The following is a 17,543-nucleotide window of genomic DNA, read 5'->3' as shown; positions in this document are numbered from 1 at the left end:
TTTATTTTTGTATCATTTATTAGTAATTAAATAATTTTTTCTAATATATCTCAGATAGTTTTGAGATAAGTCAATTGAGCTAACGAGCGGAATAAATATCATTTTTGCAGTTCTATCCTTATTTAAAACAAAAAAATATGGACTATTTCCCCCTTCAAGTTCTAAATCTTTTAAGCTCTCTAACTTTATATTAATAAAATTCAAGTTTGATCGTAAATGTTTTTTATAAACGACCATATCATTTATTGATTCAAATGATGTTAAGACAAAAACTTTCCCTGGTTGAATCAGTTCCAAGCTAGACTCTATAATTTCTATCTGAGACTTTACACAAGATTCACAATTTGACCAGGAAGTACGAAAAATCAATACAGGGTTCTGAATAGCTAAAGACTCAAAAGGGACTTCCCTACCCAAGGAATCAGAAACAGTTATACCTTCAGGCAATTTAAAATATGTTGATTCTTCAATACTCTTAAATAGAATAGTTTGGTCTATTTTGCTGTCTTTAACCAAACTTTCATACTCTGTCTTTAGTATTTTCGTTTCTTTGAAAAGAACAACACACAATACCAGCAAGAATACAATTATCGCCAATATCAGATACCTAAAATTTTTCATTAATATTATAGAACATTAACACAGGATTATCTTCTTGTTTAATTGAATTAATAAGTTTTATTGTTTTATTATCCTTCTTCTTTGAAACTACCGAGCGATCCATTCCATTCCTTCTGGCAATAATTTCAGTTGCAGTTATAGTACTAACATAGCTATCCCTATAAACGCTTTTTGGCAAACTAAATAGGGCTAAATCAATATCTGCTGAACTCGTTGATTTACCACCGACTAATCGGCCAGTCTTCGATGAATAAAAAAATGACGCTATGTCTCCATTATTTAATTCAAAAAATAGATTATTTTTCATCTCTAAACAATTACCTTCAAAATAATAGTTTTTCTTTAAATTTAATTCCAGGAGAAATGAGCTGGCATCAATATCTTTCGTAACTCTTTTAACAATGTTCCTATCTCCCATATCAATGTGATATTTTGCAAACATTTCGGTAGCAGAAGATATTTCGAAAATAGTATCTGTAAATAAGGGAGTAAAAAGAACTTTCCCGGTATGATCTTTAAAATTCTTAGAACTATTTAGTTCATTTTTCTCAAAAACAGGCTTAGCACTAAAGGCCTTGGTAAGAATACTTTGACTTGTATCAGTAGATACAAGCTGCGCATATTTCAAATCAGGAACATGTAAATTAATGTCGGGAGTAGCTTTGGAAAGTAGGGTTCCATCTTCCAGCCATGCCAATTTTAAATAATAATAATATGTCTTGGAAGATTTTATATACGAACCATCCTCCGAATAATAATTAATCTTTCTCCCAAAATCGTCATACAATAGAATTTCCTTTGTCAAATTATTATAGGTAACATCTCTTAGCGCTAAGAATTCTCCAGGCCCCTTACCTTTTAAAAAGATTTTTTTCATAAACTTACCCTTCAAATTAAAAATAAAAATAGAGGAAGCTTTATTGAAATCACAAACAATTATGCTCTTATCGGTAACTATAAGCTTATCAATCGAACCAATTAAAGAGTTTCTTTCCGTCTCTAATTGAATGTATTGAATGTTTCTAACCAAATCATCTAATCGTATAGAAGAAGTATCCGAGATAACTTGGGGAATTTTAACACTAAATACCTTATGGTTTTTTTTTTCTATTACAGGAATTTTATTGTTTTTAATTTCCCCTGCATACCCAGCAAAGACCGTTTTGGTTCCTGTAACTCGCTGGTCTTTAAAGTCACAAGAATTCAACATGATTATAACAATGAATGTGATGTAACCCCTTTTAAAAAGTGTTAAATATTTGATCATTCTAATTTCATTTAAGTTGGGAGAGTTACCTCTCCCTGTATTTACACTTCTTGTTGACTCAATATACAATCAGATGAATTCGGATAACACCCTTTTACAGTGGTCCCCATAGGACAAGCCAACTTTGTTATCGTCCCTCCTATAAATCCATTTAGGACTATCGAATGTCCGCCCGGTGGCGTATAAGCCGTTCCATATGAAGAAGTAAAGTGCCCATCTATGTAAAGTGATGCTCCCACAAGCTGATTAAAGGAATTATAATATTGAGTTTTAACGTAAGGTTTAGAACAATCTTCCGTAGTTAAAAGTTTTGCCGAACACCCCTCTGTATTCGGATCATTACACGGTGCGAGTTCTTCGGAGCCTCCTCCTCCAGTCTGGGCATATGCTTTTAAAGAGTTCAAGGAAAAACTGCCGCCATCTTTTTCAATAAAAGTTACGGCATTAAAAATAAATACGGTGAGGAATACAGCTCCTCCAAGTACCTTAGCTGCTAAGGAAACTTTCCATTTTTTTTGTTCCATATAAAATTAATTTAAATTTGTTTATATAAATCTATCTCAATAGACTGCTAAGCTTTTGCAGTGCATAATTTTAATTCATGAAAATTAGCCCACCCAAAAACCACTAATAAAATCATGATAGAATATCACGGTAAAAAAAATATTAAATAAAAACAGCAAGAAATACAAAGGCTGCAATTTTTGGAAAAACTTATATAAGAAAAAGGATAATCCAAATAATATATAATAAACAGTATGGTGTATATAGTTAAAAATACCAGTTACAAATATACCGGAGACCAGTATTGCCGTGATAAAGTAAACATCCTTTGATCCGGGGTTGTAATCTTTATTTATCCAATTCAANMWAANRAWCKGMARATGAGGTGCATATAAGATGTCGATTCATGCACTGCATATTTGTGCTTCCTTCAATGTTATATGTAAAACAAGTATCTATTATAGCTATTGCAGATAAAAACAAGGCAGAAAAATAAACTGATTTACAAACATGATTCTTTTCTTCTTTTAATCCACTCCTTGATGTTCTTTGTTTCGAGATAACGCAATTATAGCCCCATTTGAAACAGAAAAACATTGCAATACAACCCAACATTAATCCTATTGCATCAATTCCCAAAACCTTATTCGGTGAAACAGTTGTAAAAGGTATAGATGGAATTAGCCACTCTCTTTTCCAGTATTTTTGAACCTCAATATAATAAAACCATTTTCCTGTTTCTATCCATTGAATTAAGACGACAATGAATATACTAATGACACAAATCAGAGTATTGGTAATAATATTTGTCAGTAACTTCTTTCTACTAATACTGGAGCTTTTGTAGGCCAATAACTCAGTTACAATCACAGCGGGTATAAAGAAAATTGAAACAGATCTTGTTAAGCAACAACCCAACAACCCAATAAATACCAAAGTCCTGGAATCTCTTCTATAGCCAAGGATAAGCAGTGTACCAAACAAAAAAAAACACGCCTCGGAATAAGGTAGAAAGAAAAATATAAAACAAGGAATTGTACTAACAATCATCAGATAAGGTATTTTATAATTTGTCTTTCCAATTAAGAATAAAAATGAGATGATAAAGATGATTAGGTTTACAAAAATAATCTGAAAATTGTTCAAAAATGTCCATTTCCAGAGGTAAGGAAACAATGGAAAGAAAGCCATATTAGACTTTTGATTGGGAGTAAAGGTGTAACCTAAATATCTAATGTCGTTGAACCATACACCATCATTTTTAATAATGTTAACTTCATTGGGGACTTCAGTTATTATACCAAGCTTTATAAAAATAAAGTATAAAATCACTATTACCACGATACTTGTAAATAAAACGAATAGTGCTTTGGACGTCAAGAAAAATTGTTTAGCCATGGAGTTATAATAAAATTATTTAGTTACCTTAAAGGTGAAAATTGAGTTAAGTGAAAAATTCCAAATTGCCACTAGGACAATTGCAAAAAATTTCCCCAAATAGAATGAAAAACCTAAATTTTGATGAAATAAATACACGAGTGCAGAATTCCATATAAAACCAAACGAAGACACAATAAAAAACTGTTGAAATTGTTTCCTTACATTACTATTGCTATCTGCGTAGGTCCATCTCTTATTCAAGTTAAAAACAATAACCATGGCAATAGAAACACCCAACAAATTTGATAAATAAGGGTTTAGTTGAAAGTATTCTTTAAAGAGAATCGTAAAACTAAAATCAATCAACATTCCAATGCTTCCACATATACCGAATTTCAAAACTCTGAAAATGAATGTAGAAATTTTCATCTCTGCAAAGGATTCGAACTTGAATGGATTGAACTTAGAACAGACTGAATATTAGAGGCATGATTCGTGTTGTTTTTTCTTTCATTCGCTCTAATCCTGTACTTATATTTAATAGCAAAAAGTATGAAAGGAATTTTCACCACATCAACAAACTTCACCTTTGAATTACCTTTCTCCGTCCATACGTTAATTGGAATCTCTTTCATAAGCCTATTTAAATCTACCAAGGAATATAGCAATTTCATTTTGGCGAAAATTTCAACATCAAAAAGCCATCGACTTAAAAATGGGTCTTTAAATAATTCATTTGCCAAATCACGGCTAAATATCTTGAGCCCACATTGTGTGTCGTAAATAGAGAGCTTTAGTGCCATATCAATCAGAGTTGCTATAACACGCCCACCATAGTGACGATAACTTAAACGCTTTATTTGGCTTCCAAATACCGAAACACGTGAACCGAAAACAAATAATAATTCTTGTCGCGATTCAATTAACCAAAACACTCTTTGAACTTCTTCAAGTGGGGTAGATAAATCTGCATCTAAATAACATATATACTTTGTAGAAAAATTCTTTAGTACGAAATTAACTCCCCTACGTACGGCTTCACCTTTCCCAAGATTTACCATTWAYKWARYWRTACNTRYATTTTTTTTATATCTTGATTCCAAATTATCAATAAAATATTGAGTTAGATCTGAACTCCCATCATTTACAAAACAAAATCCAATATTAGAATTATCCCTAATAAACTTCTCAAATGACTGAAGGGGGAAACGTTTAAATTCATTATAGCAAGGCACTATTACAATCATTGTTTTTTCCTTGTTCTCCATGTAAAACTATTAATGAATGTATAATGCTTATTGATATAAATCTAATTTACTTCGATGCAAAAAAATAACAGTATAACTAAATTCATTATTTCCCTATCCTGTTTTTTTAAATGTAAAATCAAAGGTGCCATCTGTCGAATAATAATAGGATTGCCTACTCCTGTTATATCTAATATCTGCACCTTGATTTCTAAGAATGGAAATATATGCGAATATGGTTCTTTCACTTACAGAAAGCTTTTTAGCTAATTGAATTGGAGATCCGGTAGCTCTTCTCCGAATTAATGAATTTAACTGATCGAGTCTGTTGAAATAGTAAGTTGGCATAAATTGAGAGCAATAGGTTTACATTAGCAATTTAATAAGAGCTTATTTATTAACAAACAAATTACACAGACACCTATTTTCAAATGACTAACGGGCTTTAAAATTACACTAACGCCAAATATTTAGACAACAATGTTAAATGAAAGCGTTAGGAAACAACATCTTAAGTTAACATACTCTCGAATAAAAAATCAAAATCGCGGTACAGCGACAGGATCATCGCGATAAATAACATTATTTTATTGAGAATTAAAATCCTAGGATTAAATACATCCAGTATTCCAGCTTTGTAAGATTGTCCGATCGGAATGATGATATTCTTATCTAGTATTACCCGATTAGATTCGATAGACCTTATTTTATTAATATTAATAATAAAAGATCGGTGAACTCTTATAAAAACATTCTCTGACAACACCTTCTCAATTCCATTAAGTGTAAAATTTGCAATACACTTTTCTCCTGTTTGATTGATAATGATGTAGTTTTGGCTCGCTTCTATGTAAAAGATATCATTGATATTTATCCTTATAATTTTCCCCTTTTCACATTTTATAAAGAAATGATCTTCTTTGTGAAACTCTTGAATAAATTTTGGTTTGCTATGACTCCATTTAGGTTTGGGTAAATTGACCCTTTCAAGAAATTTATCATAGCCAAAAGGTTTTTGCATATAATTCAACCTATGTTTTTCAAAAAACTCTTTTGACAAGGTCTTTAATGGATCTACAAAAACAACATTAAATGCAAGTCCGAGCGAATCATTCAAATTAATCATACGCTCTTCATTGATTTGTTGATTCACAATGATAATATCAGGTTTACATGAAGAATATATAGATAATGCGACTTTAACAAGATCATCGGATACCCCTACTATTTTTAGCCCCTCAGTTTTGTATATGAAATCAAACAATTCAGAAATAGGCTTATTATCGTTTGAGAGAACGTAAATTTTTATCATAAATATTTGGCTATAGGTAATAGTAAGATTACATATAATAAATCATTTTTTAAAAAAAAAGTAAAACTTATAAACTATTAGTAAGCTAAAATTATATCTCCTAGAAAGTTATAAATGGTAATCAAAAAAGGTACAACAATAAGTACATATTAGATTGTCTTAATAGATTTCAAATCTAACTAGTCTTCGTGAGATCAACATTTGGAACCTAGACATATTAAAATTTGTCGCATTTTTAAAATGGCTATTGCCATAATAGGTCTGCGATATTAAAATTCTAAAAAATGACCGATGTTCGCCTGAACATGATCGTTCTTTTTATGTTCTCCCCTATTCAATTGAATTGCCCTGATTTTTACTCCATTTCTTTCCAGTAGTAATTCTTCATAAAAGCCTTTGTAATAAACATCCTTAACTTCAAAACGCCTGCTATTCCATGAACTTTTTAGTTCAACCCATTCCGGATAAAAAACCACTTGATCTTTGGTGGCATTAATACCCAGTTTCAAAGCATCTTCTGCATTTAAAACCACGGCATTGCCTAGTATTTGAGCGGTATAAATATGATCGGGATGATGATATATATGTGATGGTTCCCCTTTCTGTAAAAGCTGGCCATCTTTTAGAATCAATAATTCGTCTGACAAAAACAAACCGTCGGCAGGATCATGAGAAACCATGATAACAGTAACACCGGTATCAGCTGCAATTCGTTTAATATCAGCACGCAACTGATTTTTCAATAATGCATCAACCTGACTAAATGGTTCATCTAACAGTAAGACTGAGGTGTCACTTACCAATGCTTTGGCAATTGCAACACGTTGTTGTTCTCCTCCACTTAGTTCAGTAATTTTCTTTTCTTTAAGATGCATAATGTGCAAATGCTCCATCATGTCCATCGTTTTATCGTGCTTGGATTGCACGTTTGTATTCGATAGCATGGAAGCAATATTATCGTACACCTTGGCGTAGATATTCAAGGAGAAATCCTGAGTAACCATTTTCATTTGCTTATGGCCTGGTATCAGTTGCTCATCCGGTCCAAGAATCCTTTTCCCTTCAAAAAGCACTTCACCACTATCTACCTTTAGTAAACCATAAATACATTTCAGCAGTGTCGATTTCCCACTTCCGCTTTCTCCAATAATGGCTACAATATTTCCCTTTTTGATATCAAAGCTAATATTTTTAACTCCAGAAACCTGTTCAGTCTGATATTGCTTGGTCAGGTTTTTTACGCTAATGATCTGTTCTTCCACAGTTCAAAGATAATATAAAAGTGTTGGTCAGTAAACAAAAAAATCCCGCAGTATATACCGCGGGATTGGTTTTACTTGTGTGTGTTGTGTGTTTTAATTTAAGCCAAGCGTAACGCCGAATGCCATATTTTTTAATCCCTTTTGAGCTGCGCTTGCAAACATGTCACTAGCMKARKANNTMGSAAATACTCCGAAAGCGCCATAACCTAACCTAACTGTGCCGCCATAACGGAAGGATTGAAAGTTGTAATCAWSASTNRACTTTTACTTTTCCTCTTTCGTTACTGATCTGTTTTACTTTTCCATTTAAAAGGAACCCCACTTCTGGTCCGAATACAAAGTAAAATCGGTTGCCATGATCGTTTTCTTTAGTGCGTAATTCAAAATTGAAAGGTATGTGCACATAGCTGCTAGAGAAACGATTTTTAGAGAAATGAATATCTTCCTGAACATAAGTAAGCACACTTGCATTTTTTTGCATGGTTATATCTTTGTTCAACCTGATGTGCGTCCAGTCGAAACCACCTGCCAGATATATCTTAAAGTTTGAATTGAACCGATAGCCAAACTGGATGATATCAAAAGAGAATGTACTTGTTTTACCACCTCTGTAATCCAGGAAGTCGTTTTCAGGAGATAAGGTAAAACTGCCATTATCTATTAATCTTGAAAAGCCTAGATCCACTCTTGTTATGGTTATTCCGCCAATAAAGCGGCCCTTAGACATATTGGTTTTCCCTGTAGAGTCTTTTTTACCAATGGTAATACCAACACCAAGATCCATATCGAACTTTTTCATTTTACGTTCTTTGCTTACGGTAGTATCTTGTTGTGCACTGGCAGTTTGAGCTATAGCACCGGTAAGTCCGCTTACAATAAGTGCTGTTAATAATAGACGTTTCATTGTATGTATTGGTTTGTGTGTTTCCTAATTCTATTTATCTGACTTTTTATTAAACTTTATGAAACCTATGTTAATGGACACTAAAGATGAATTATCGTCATTGGTATCAAACTGTATAAATTTCTTCTCTCTCTTATCTACTTTGTTAACTACAAAATTCACCAGATCTCCTACATTCCTAATTCCCTTATTCTCCTGATGTTCAGGCTCAACAGCAACATCTGTATATTCTGCAGGTTCTGCTTTTGCGATCATCACTTCTTCTTTAGGAGCTTCTTCTTTTGGTTCAACTTTAGCTAACGTGCTAACAACTTCCGGTTGCTTATTAACAGGACGATCGGTTGTTGCTTTTGGTTGCAAAGCGGCCAATTCTTTTTCTCTGCTGCTTAATTTTATGCGTGGTGCAATAATTAATGGAGTACTTTCAACCTTGTCCGCAACTGTTGAGCTAACCTCGCGTACTTGCGCCGGAGTTTTAACAACAGGAACTGGGGTAACCTCGTTGCGTGCCATCTCTGGTGCCTGCAACCTGATCTTTTCTGTTTTCTGCATCGGCATCAATAAACCGATTGTTGCGACAATTACAGCGACTGCTGCTGCCATCCAGTAAACCGGTAAACTACGTTTAGGTTTTGGCGACAGTTCTTCTGAAATACCATTCCACAGGTCTGCTGAAGGTTGTATTTCCGCCCCCTCAAACTTATCCCTAAACAACTGATCAAACGCTTTATCCTGCATGTGTTGCATAATTTATGCCCTCCATTTTTATGATTTCTTCTTTTAATATCGCCCTTGCTCTTGACAATTGCGATTTACTTGCTCCTTCAGAAATGCCCAATGTTTCAGCAATTTCTTTATGAGAATATCCTTCTATGATGTACATGTTAAACACCACTCTGTAGCCATCGGCCAGCTTTTGAATCACTTTTAATAAATCCTGCATTCCTAATCTGCTAAAATCAAAGCCTGTTGATGGCTGATCATACGCGTCCTCAATTGGAACCACATTCATAGTCCTTAAATTTTTACGGTAACTTTCAATTGCTGTATTTACCATAACTTTCCTAATCCATCCTTCAAAAGCCCCATCTCCCCTGTATTCATTTATTTTCTGAAAAATTTTAATATAACCCATTTGCAATACGTCTTCGGCCTCCATCTTATCTTTTGCATAACGCATACAAACTACAAGCATCTTGGGCGCAGTTTGCCTGTACAGGGCCTCCTGCATCTTCCGGTTGCCTGCTTTGCATCCTTCTAATAATTCATTTATACTATATTGCGTCAATTTCATTTGTGTGTTTGGTATAGAGTAGATGACGCAACTATAGAAAAGGTTGCACGCAGTAATAAAAAAAATTAAAGGGGGTTAGCAATCGTGCTTTTTGCGGTAATGTTTGTACCATTTCACGGCAAGCATAATTACTACAGAAAATATGATGAGCCCAACAAGGCCATAAATCCAGTTCACGGCGCTTTTCAGCACTACTGTGAACACAATAGCTACAAGAAGGATGGTGGCCACCTCGTTCCACAATCTAAGGTTAAACGAGCTTATTTTGCATTTACCGTGTTTCAGCTGCTTCATTATATTCTGGCAAATAAAATGATAAACCAGCAAAGCTGCTACAAAGCCAAGTTTTACATGAAACCAGGGCGTTTGTAATAAACCAGGGTGTATACAAACCATTCCTGCACCTGCAAGTACAGTGAGTACCATTGCAGGTGTAGTAATGATATTCCAAAGTTTGGCCTCTATCCTTTCGTATTCCTTTTGCAGGATATTACGCTCGATTTCGGGCCGGTCTTCGGCTTCAGTATGATAAATAAACAGACGGACACTATAAAACAATCCTGCCATCCAGCTAACAACAAAGATGATGTGAACAGACAGAATGTAAAAATAGTACTTCTCCATTTTTATATTAGTATTTAAAGTCTTTGATTACTTCAATCGCGTATTTTACGTTGTCGAACGGAATATCCGGCATAATGCCATGGCCAAGATTAAAGATAAATCCATTCTCTCCGCGCATACGCTCGAACAACCGAAGAATCTCTCTCTTAATAACGGGTTTATCTGCATAAAGTATATGCGGATCCAGGTTGCCTTGAACTGCAATACCTGCTGGTAAGCTTTTCTTGATATTTAACAAATCTGCGTTCCAGTCCACCGAAACTACATCCGGTTTAGCCTCAGCCATAATAGGCGCAAATACAGAGCTTCCTTTACAGAACGAAATTACGGGAATATCTTTTCTGTTTAAGTTTGCGATGATCTCCTGAATATAACGGTGCGAGAATTCCTGATAATCGTTCCATGATAAAGCCTGGGCCCAGCTATCAAAAATCTGGATGGCATTAACCCCTGCAGCAATTTGAAGGTTCAAATAATCGGCAGTAACTTTTGCTATTTTAGCCAATAGTTTGTGTGCAACCTCTGGTTGATTGTGAATCAACAGCTTGGTTGTTTTAAAATCTTTTGATGAACCACCTTCAACAAGGTAGCTCATAACAGTAAAAGGAGCACCGGCAAAACCAATTAAAGGAATACTTCCGTTTAAACGTTGTTGTATAACCTTAATCGCATCTGCTACGTATTGCAAACGGTCTAAAACATCAACCTCAAGTGCATCTACATCTTTTAATGTACGCACAGGGTTTGCAAACTTTGGTCCAACACCCTGAGTAAAGCTTAAATCTCCGCCCATTGCCTCGCCTGTCACTAAAATATCCGAGAATAAAATAGCGGCATCGATACCCAGTAAATTAACCGGTAACATAGTTACATCAGCAGCAATTTCAGGTGTTTTGCACATTTCAAGGAAGGAGTATTTATTTTTGATCTCCCAGTATTCAGGCATAAAACGACCAGCCTGACGCATCATCCAAACTGGTGGGCGTTCTGTTTGCTTTGAAAATGCTGCATCTAAAAATAACGTGTTCATGTAAATCTATTTTGTTTTATAAGTTGTTCGCTTCTATCTCAATCTTGCTAATTATATCTTTTGCTTTTGGGGTACTGGCCAGTTCTTTTGCTTTCGCAATATAGGCCCTGCTCCGCTCACCATCTTTCTTTCTAAGCGCAAGATTGGCAAGATGGATCAATACAAAAGCTTTATCATTTTTTCCACCCAGCGGGAAACGACTTGCGATCTGAAAATGGTGTTCTGCAACATCATATTCTTCTTTTCTTAAGGCAATATTAGCACGCATAAACTCGTAATAACCTCTTCGGTTTCTTGCAAGTCTATCCGGATTTGGCACTTCCGCCAATATGCGTTCTGCTTTTTCATATTCGCCATTCTTAAAATACTTGGAAGCAAGCAGCACAGAACTGTGTTTAAAATGACTCCAAAGTACAAAGGCAAAGAAAAGGCCTGCCAATGCGGCAAGCTGATACTGATCATAAAAAAGGCATGCTAAAGCGGCAATAATAAAAATTGCCATCAGTGCATACCTGCCTTTGGTATTGTACATTAATGAATATCAGTAAATTTATAACCTACCCCTCTGATAGAGTGAAAATAAACCGGGTTTTTCTGATCTGGCTCAAAATACTTACGGAAGGTTAATATAAAGTTATCGATAGTACGCGTTGATGGATAAACATCGTAATTCCAAACGGTTTCTAAAATCTGCTCACGCGATACTGCTTCGTTTTTACGCTCAATCAGTAGTTTTAACAGCATGGTTTCTTTTTTTGTTAAAGGAACAATAAGGCCATCATCCTGTTTTAATTCAAAAGAATTAAAATAGATGGTCTTATCTCCGATTTTATAAGAGTTAAGCTCTTTCAGATCATCAGCTTTCATGCTGCGTTTAACCAAAATACCTACTCTTAAGATCAGCTCTTCCAAATTAAATGGTTTAACCAAATAATCGTCAGCACCTTTTTTCAGACCCATAACACGGTCTTCACTTGTATTTTTGGCTGTTAGGAAAAGGATAGGAACTTCAGTGTTTTCTAAACGAATTGTTTCACAAACCTGAAAACCATCCATTTCAGGAAGCATCACGTCTAAAATGATCAGGTTAAAACGCTCTTCTTTAAAAACCTTTAAAGCAGTTTTACCGTCTTTTACCGCATGAACTTTATAACCTTCAAGTTCAAGGTTTAATTTTATTGCATCTAATAAGTGGTCTTCATCCTCAACCAGTAATATTCTTAATTTCTGTGGCATAATCAACTAAATGTTATTTCAAAAATTGCACCCTGTGGTGCGTTATCTTTAACGCTGATATCAGCGTCATGGCTTTGTAGAACTTCTTTAACAATAAACAGGCCTAAACCTGTTCCTTTTGATTTTCTGACATTTTCGTCACCTACACGGTAGAATTTATCAAAAATAAGCATCTTTTCCGCATCAGGGATACCTGGCCCTTTGTCAGTTACCCTTAAAAAAGGATGCCCATCTTTATTTGTCAATTCCACACCAACCTCTGCACAAGGTCCAGAATATTTAACTGCATTTTCAACCAGGTTAGTTACCACAGACGACAGCGCAAACTGATCGCCCACTACCTTAACCCCGGGTTGTATTTTTGGATTTATCAGCTGCTCACAGCCGCATGAATGGATCTGTAACCTATCCGTGATTCTTGAAACCATTTCCGAAAGATCAAACTCTTCTTTAGGGAACGAATAAGACCTGTTTTCGATCTTGGTAGCCAACAACATGTTTTCAACCAAATCATCTAAACGCTCAATATCCTTTAATGAATTATTCAGTAAAGAAGTTTGTCTGGCTTTATCCAGATCACGTTTAACGATGGTTTGTATAGATAATTTTATAGCCGCCAAAGGCGATTTTAACTCGTGCGTTACCGAGAGTAAAAAGTTCTGCTGCTGTTCTCTTAGCCTGTCTTCTTTTTTAATAGATTGGTGTAAAAAATATGCTCCAATACACAATAAGAACAGAAATACAGATCCCTCGCCCATTACCATAGCCATCCTGGACGGTTGTAATTTAACTACAAGCGTGCCCCACGAAATTAATTGCACTAAAGAGTACAATAGCAGGAAATAAAATATAACGATTGATTTCTTCAAGACAGTTAGTAGTTTATACTATAAATATACCCAAAATTTACTTATTCCTGAAAACAACATCGAGACTATCAAATATAGCTCTCTTTGCTTTTTCAAGCTCTATTTTAGTATGCGCAGCAGAAACAAAACCTACCTCATAGCCCGATGGGCCCAGGTAAATACCTCTGTTTAACAGCTCCCTGTGCATTACTTTAAATTTCTCCATGCTTGCCGGATCAATATCCTCGGCACATTGAATTTTATCTTTGTCGGTAAAAGCCAGCCAGAAAATAGAACCCACATGGAATACCTTTAATTTGTAGTTCCTTGCAGTAGCAAAACGCTGTATACTTTCGGCAAACTCACTGGCTTTATTGTTTAAATCTTTATAAAAACCAGAACGTAATAGCTCCGTTAACTGGGCAATACCCGCAGCCATAGCAACCGGATTTCCGGATAATGTACCTGCCTGATAAACGCCACCATCAGGAGAAATATNAGMYAWGANNTCGGMCGATGCACCATACATTCCTACAGGCAAGCCACCACCGATAATTTTACCATAGGTAACTATGTCAGGCTTTATGCCATAATGTCCCGCAGCACCTTCAAATCCCAATCTGAACCCGGTGATTACCTCATCAAATATTAAGAGTGCTTTATTCTCTTTGCAGATATTCTGTAAAAACTGAATATATGCTGCATCCTGCATCAGCAATCCGTTGTTAGCAGGAATTCCTTCAATAATAACAGCGGCTACTTCATCTTTAAATTGTTCAAATGCTTTATTCAAAGCTTCGGTATCATTCAAAGGAATTACGATGGTTTCCTGAGCAAATGATTTTGGAACGCCGGCAGAAGAAGTTTCACCGAAGGTAACCAAACCTGAACCTGCTTTTACCAATAGCGAATCACTGTGCCCGTGATAACAACCTTCAAATTTGATGATCTTATCACGACCTGTATAGCCACGCGCCAATCTAATAGCCGACATTACTGCCTCTGTACCAGAACTGGTAAAACGTATCTTTTCTACAAGTTTATTGTTTTTTATAATCAGTTCCGCAAGCTCGTTTTCTAATGCAGTAGGTGCGCCGAAGCTCATTCCATTTTGCATCACCTCAGTAACCTTTTCACGAACTTTAGCATTGTTATGGCCAAGAATTAATGGACCCCAGCTTCCGCAAAAATCTATAAATTGATTTCCATCAGCATCCCAAACAAAGCATCCATCGCCTTTTTGAATAAACAATGGAGTTCCGTAAACCGATTTAAAAGCCCTAACCGGAGAATTTACTCCTCCCGGAAAATAGTTTTTAGCCTTCTCGTACAGCTCTGCCGATTTCTCTCTGGAAATATCCGGTTTACTTCCTGTATTTACAGGCATATCCCCTTCATTTCCCGAAAACATTTTTTTTAAAGATTCTAACATATTACATCCAATTCTTTTCTACTATATCTCTTATATGGTAAGTTGTTATAATGCTTGCTCCTGCGCGTGCAAATGCATGCATGGTCTCCATCACTACTTTTTGCTCATCTATCCAGCCTTTTTCAGCAGCTGCTTTTACCATAGAGTACTCTCCTGATACATTATAGCATGCTATTGGCAAGTCTGTATGCTGTTTTAAGTTGTGCATTACATCAAGGTAAGCTAAAGCCGGCTTAACCATTAATACATCTGCTCCCTCACTTTCATCAAGCAATGCTTCTCTTAGCGCTTCATTGCCATTTCTAAAATCCATTTGATAGGCTTTTCTATCTCCTTTACTTGGTGCACAATCAGCGGCCTCTCTAAAAGGGCCATAATATGCTGAAGCAAATTTTGTAGCATGCGACATGATTGCCGTATTTACAAAACCTGCACCATCAAGTACACTTCGCATTGCACCAACCCTGCCATCCATCATATCGGATGGGGCAAGCATATCAGCACCTGCCTGTGCATGGGTAAGTCCCATTTTGGCAWKKMMKKSWWSAKTTGCATCATTTTGTACATAATCATTTTCTAATATGCCGCAATGTCCATGAGTAGTATATGAACAAACGCAAACATCGGTAACTATATATAAATCCTCGCCAAAGTTTTTCTTAAGCAAACGAACTGCCGAAGGTACTAGGGAATGATCATGATATGCTGAATGTGCATCCTCACTTTTTTCATCTCCTACACCAAACAACATGACTTTGTTTACACCTAGTTTAAGGCCCTTTTCAACATCTTTAACCAATGTATCTTCAGAGTAATGGTTGATCCCCGGCATTGCATCTAAAGCATGAACAACATTTTTACCCGGCACAATAAAGTACGGATAAATGAACATATCTTTCGACAACCTTGTTTCGGCTACCATTTCCCTAACTACAGGGTTTTTCCTCAATCTACGTGGACGGTGTAACATATCAACCTCTATTTAACTTTCTCTATTTTATTTCTATTCCAAACACAGCCTCAGCCAATCCGATCTCATCCGGCGAGTAAGGTAAGGTATATTTTATACCCATCTCATCAAATTTTTTCGCTGTTGAATTACCAATAGCAACAATCTGCTGTCCGGGATCTAATAAGTTCTCTACAAAATAGGCGTCAACATTAGATGGGCTGGTAAAAATCAGCACGTCAGCGTAAGTCTGGTCTATATCATCTTCAAATACAGTCTCGTAAATAGGTAAGTCTATTACTTTTGTATCTGCTGTCAGTGCTTTTTGAATGGTTAATAAAGAATCTTGTGCTCTTGGAAACAATACCGTTTTGCCGGCAACTTTTTTAGCAAAAAGTTCAGCTACTTCCTCAATATCACCACCCTCTCCTTCGTAATCAGCCAGATAACCAGCCCTTCTTAATGAATCTTCAGAACCTTTGCCGGCAACGCCAAATTTAACGTGCTTAGGCAATACAGGTTTTAGATTAAAAAAATAATCTACCGCATTTCTGCTGCTAAAAAAGATCCAGTCTACATGTCTGAAATGATATTGATCCAAAACAGTTACAATAGGAAAAGTACGGATCAGCGATCTGCCATCAATTTCTATATTGTGTTTTGCTAAAGCCTTTCTAAAATAGTTATGTTCACCAACTTCTCTTGAAATAAACACCCTTGCTGGAAATTTCCTATCCGGAGCAAATCTGCTCACAATCTTTTCAGCTAAACCATCAAGACTCTCTACTCTATAAAATAAGCGATCAGGGAAATCCTCATCGGTTTCTGCTTTAGAAGTCCAAACCTCATATAAACCATCTTCTTTTTTACAGTAACACCCTAATGGCATGTGACAGCCGCCTTCAAAAAGGTTTAACACTTTTCGTTCAATTGCAATTTCCTCTGCGGTTTCCGGGTCGTGTATTTTTTGAAGTAGTTCAAATAGTTCAGTGTCGTTTTCTCTGATCTGAATAGCCAAAGCACCTTGAGCAGGAGCGGGAACCAGTTCTGTAGTATCTACAACTTCTACATGGAACTCCGAAAGGTCAATTTTTAAACGGTTCACACCGGCTTTAGCCAGCAGGATCGCGTCGTAATCTTCATCTCTTAGTTTTTGGATCCTGGTAGGCACGTTCCCTCTTAAATCTTCAATATTTAAATCAGGGCGTAATGCTAATATTTGGGCTTTACGTCTGTTAGATGATGTACCCACCATTGCGCCTGTTTTCAGCGATAATTTTTGGGTAATGTCTACACAGTCTTTTAAAATTAAAAGAAGCTCTGCCGGATCTTCGCGTTCAGTCACCGCTGCAATTGTTAATCCTGCGGGGTGTACTGTAGGTAAATCTTTATGAGAGTGTACTGCTATATCGATGGTTCCACCTAAAAGTTCTTCTTCAAGCTCTTTAGTAAAGAACCCTTTACCTTCCAGTTTGTCCAATCTTAAGTTTAGAATCTTGTCGCCTTGCGTTTTGATGATTTTCAAATCTGCCTCAACGCCAATTCCTGCAAGTTTATCTTTAATGAAGTTGGCTTGCCATAAAGCCAGGTCGCTGCCTCTTGTACCGATAGTAAGTCTTTTCACGTTGATGCT

The 17,543-nt window shown here is 35.9% G+C and carries 16 protein-coding genes and 3 pseudogenes; all 19 read right to left on the bottom strand.

Annotated features, from left to right (window positions below; all coding sequences use genetic code 11):
• Positions 1-12 precede the first annotated feature (12 nt).
• Positions 13-621 carry a hypothetical protein gene (locus N824_RS04400; protein ID WP_048903916.1) on the bottom strand — a complete coding sequence of 203 codons (609 nt, stop codon included), beginning with the start codon at positions 619-621 and terminating at the stop codon, positions 13-15.
• Positions 608-1,888: a 6-bladed beta-propeller gene (locus N824_RS04395; RefSeq protein WP_048903915.1), complete on the bottom strand. Its 1,281-nt coding sequence runs from the start codon at positions 1,886-1,888 to the stop codon at positions 608-610. Before N824_RS04395 ends, N824_RS04400 begins: the two co-directional genes overlap by 14 nt.
• A 41-nt stretch (positions 1,889-1,929) precedes the next feature.
• Positions 1,930-2,412: a hypothetical protein gene (locus N824_RS04390; protein WP_048903914.1), complete on the bottom strand. Its 483-nt coding sequence runs from the start codon at positions 2,410-2,412 to the stop codon at positions 1,930-1,932.
• 1,393 nt (positions 2,413-3,805) lie between these two features.
• Positions 3,806-4,201, bottom strand: coding sequence for a GtrA family protein (locus tag N824_RS38220; protein ID WP_048903911.1), 396 nt, complete (start codon positions 4,199-4,201; stop codon positions 3,806-3,808).
• Positions 4,198-5,040 (bottom strand): annotated as a pseudogene (locus N824_RS04370) (glycosyltransferase). The gene N824_RS38220 and the pseudogene N824_RS04370 overlap by 4 nt, the downstream one beginning before the upstream one ends.
• Before the next feature lie 93 nt (positions 5,041-5,133).
• Positions 5,134-5,367 carry an HTH domain-containing protein gene (locus tag N824_RS38215; RefSeq protein WP_048903909.1) on the bottom strand — a complete coding sequence of 78 codons (234 nt, stop codon included), beginning with the start codon at positions 5,365-5,367 and terminating at the stop codon, positions 5,134-5,136.
• Between the two features lie 163 nt (positions 5,368-5,530).
• A complete protein-coding gene (locus N824_RS04360; RefSeq protein WP_048903908.1) occupies positions 5,531-6,331 on the bottom strand; it encodes a LytTR family DNA-binding domain-containing protein in 801 nt (266 codons plus the stop codon).
• 269 nt (positions 6,332-6,600) lie between these two features.
• The gene (locus N824_RS04355) at positions 6,601-7,593 is read right to left on the bottom strand and encodes an ABC transporter ATP-binding protein (RefSeq protein WP_048903907.1); all 993 of its coding nucleotides are present in this window, start codon (positions 7,591-7,593) and stop codon (positions 6,601-6,603) included.
• A 250-nt stretch (positions 7,594-7,843) separates the two neighbouring features.
• Positions 7,844-8,497 (bottom strand): outer membrane beta-barrel protein, encoded by a 654-nt coding sequence (locus N824_RS04350; RefSeq protein ID WP_235206988.1) that lies wholly within the window; start codon positions 8,495-8,497, stop codon positions 7,844-7,846.
• Between the two features lie 30 nt (positions 8,498-8,527).
• Positions 8,528-9,235, bottom strand: coding sequence for a hypothetical protein (locus tag N824_RS04345; protein WP_048903906.1), 708 nt, complete (start codon positions 9,233-9,235; stop codon positions 8,528-8,530).
• Positions 9,225-9,791, bottom strand: coding sequence for an RNA polymerase sigma factor (locus tag N824_RS04340; protein WP_048903905.1), 567 nt, complete (start codon positions 9,789-9,791; stop codon positions 9,225-9,227). Before N824_RS04340 ends, N824_RS04345 begins: the two co-directional genes overlap by 11 nt.
• 75 nt (positions 9,792-9,866) lie before the next feature.
• Entirely contained in the window at positions 9,867-10,415 is a 549-nt protein-coding gene (hemJ, locus tag N824_RS04335) for a protoporphyrinogen oxidase HemJ (protein ID WP_048903904.1), read from the bottom strand.
• A 7-nt stretch (positions 10,416-10,422) separates the two neighbouring features.
• A complete protein-coding gene (gene hemE / locus N824_RS04330) occupies positions 10,423-11,445 on the bottom strand; it encodes a uroporphyrinogen decarboxylase (RefSeq protein WP_048903903.1) in 1,023 nt (340 codons plus the stop codon).
• A 16-nt stretch (positions 11,446-11,461) separates the two neighbouring features.
• Positions 11,462-11,977 (bottom strand): hypothetical protein, encoded by a 516-nt coding sequence (locus N824_RS04325; protein ID WP_048903902.1) that lies wholly within the window; start codon positions 11,975-11,977, stop codon positions 11,462-11,464.
• The gene (locus N824_RS04320) at positions 11,977-12,681 is read right to left on the bottom strand and encodes a response regulator transcription factor (RefSeq protein WP_048903901.1); all 705 of its coding nucleotides are present in this window, start codon (positions 12,679-12,681) and stop codon (positions 11,977-11,979) included. The genes N824_RS04325 and N824_RS04320 overlap by 1 nt, the downstream gene beginning before the upstream one ends.
• A gap of 2 nt (positions 12,682-12,683) precedes the next feature.
• Positions 12,684-13,550 carry a sensor histidine kinase KdpD gene (locus N824_RS04315; RefSeq protein WP_048903900.1) on the bottom strand — a complete coding sequence of 289 codons (867 nt, stop codon included), beginning with the start codon at positions 13,548-13,550 and terminating at the stop codon, positions 12,684-12,686.
• 37 nt (positions 13,551-13,587) lie between these two features.
• Positions 13,588-14,961, bottom strand: a pseudogene (gene hemL, locus N824_RS04310) (glutamate-1-semialdehyde 2,1-aminomutase).
• A gap of 1 nt (position 14,962) precedes the next feature.
• Positions 14,963-15,931, bottom strand: a pseudogene (gene hemB, locus N824_RS04305) (porphobilinogen synthase).
• Between the two features lie 22 nt (positions 15,932-15,953).
• A complete protein-coding gene (gene hemC, locus N824_RS04300) occupies positions 15,954-17,534 on the bottom strand; it encodes a hydroxymethylbilane synthase (RefSeq protein ID WP_200869814.1) in 1,581 nt (526 codons plus the stop codon).
• Between the last annotated feature and the right edge of the window lie 9 nt (positions 17,535-17,543).

This window comes from Pedobacter sp. V48 (assembly GCF_000523515.1).
In the GTDB taxonomy this organism is placed as follows: Bacteria; Bacteroidota; Bacteroidia; order Sphingobacteriales; family Sphingobacteriaceae; genus Pedobacter.
The sequence above is the reverse complement of the archived record's forward strand: the minus strand, read 5'-3'. Positions and strand labels throughout refer to the sequence as shown.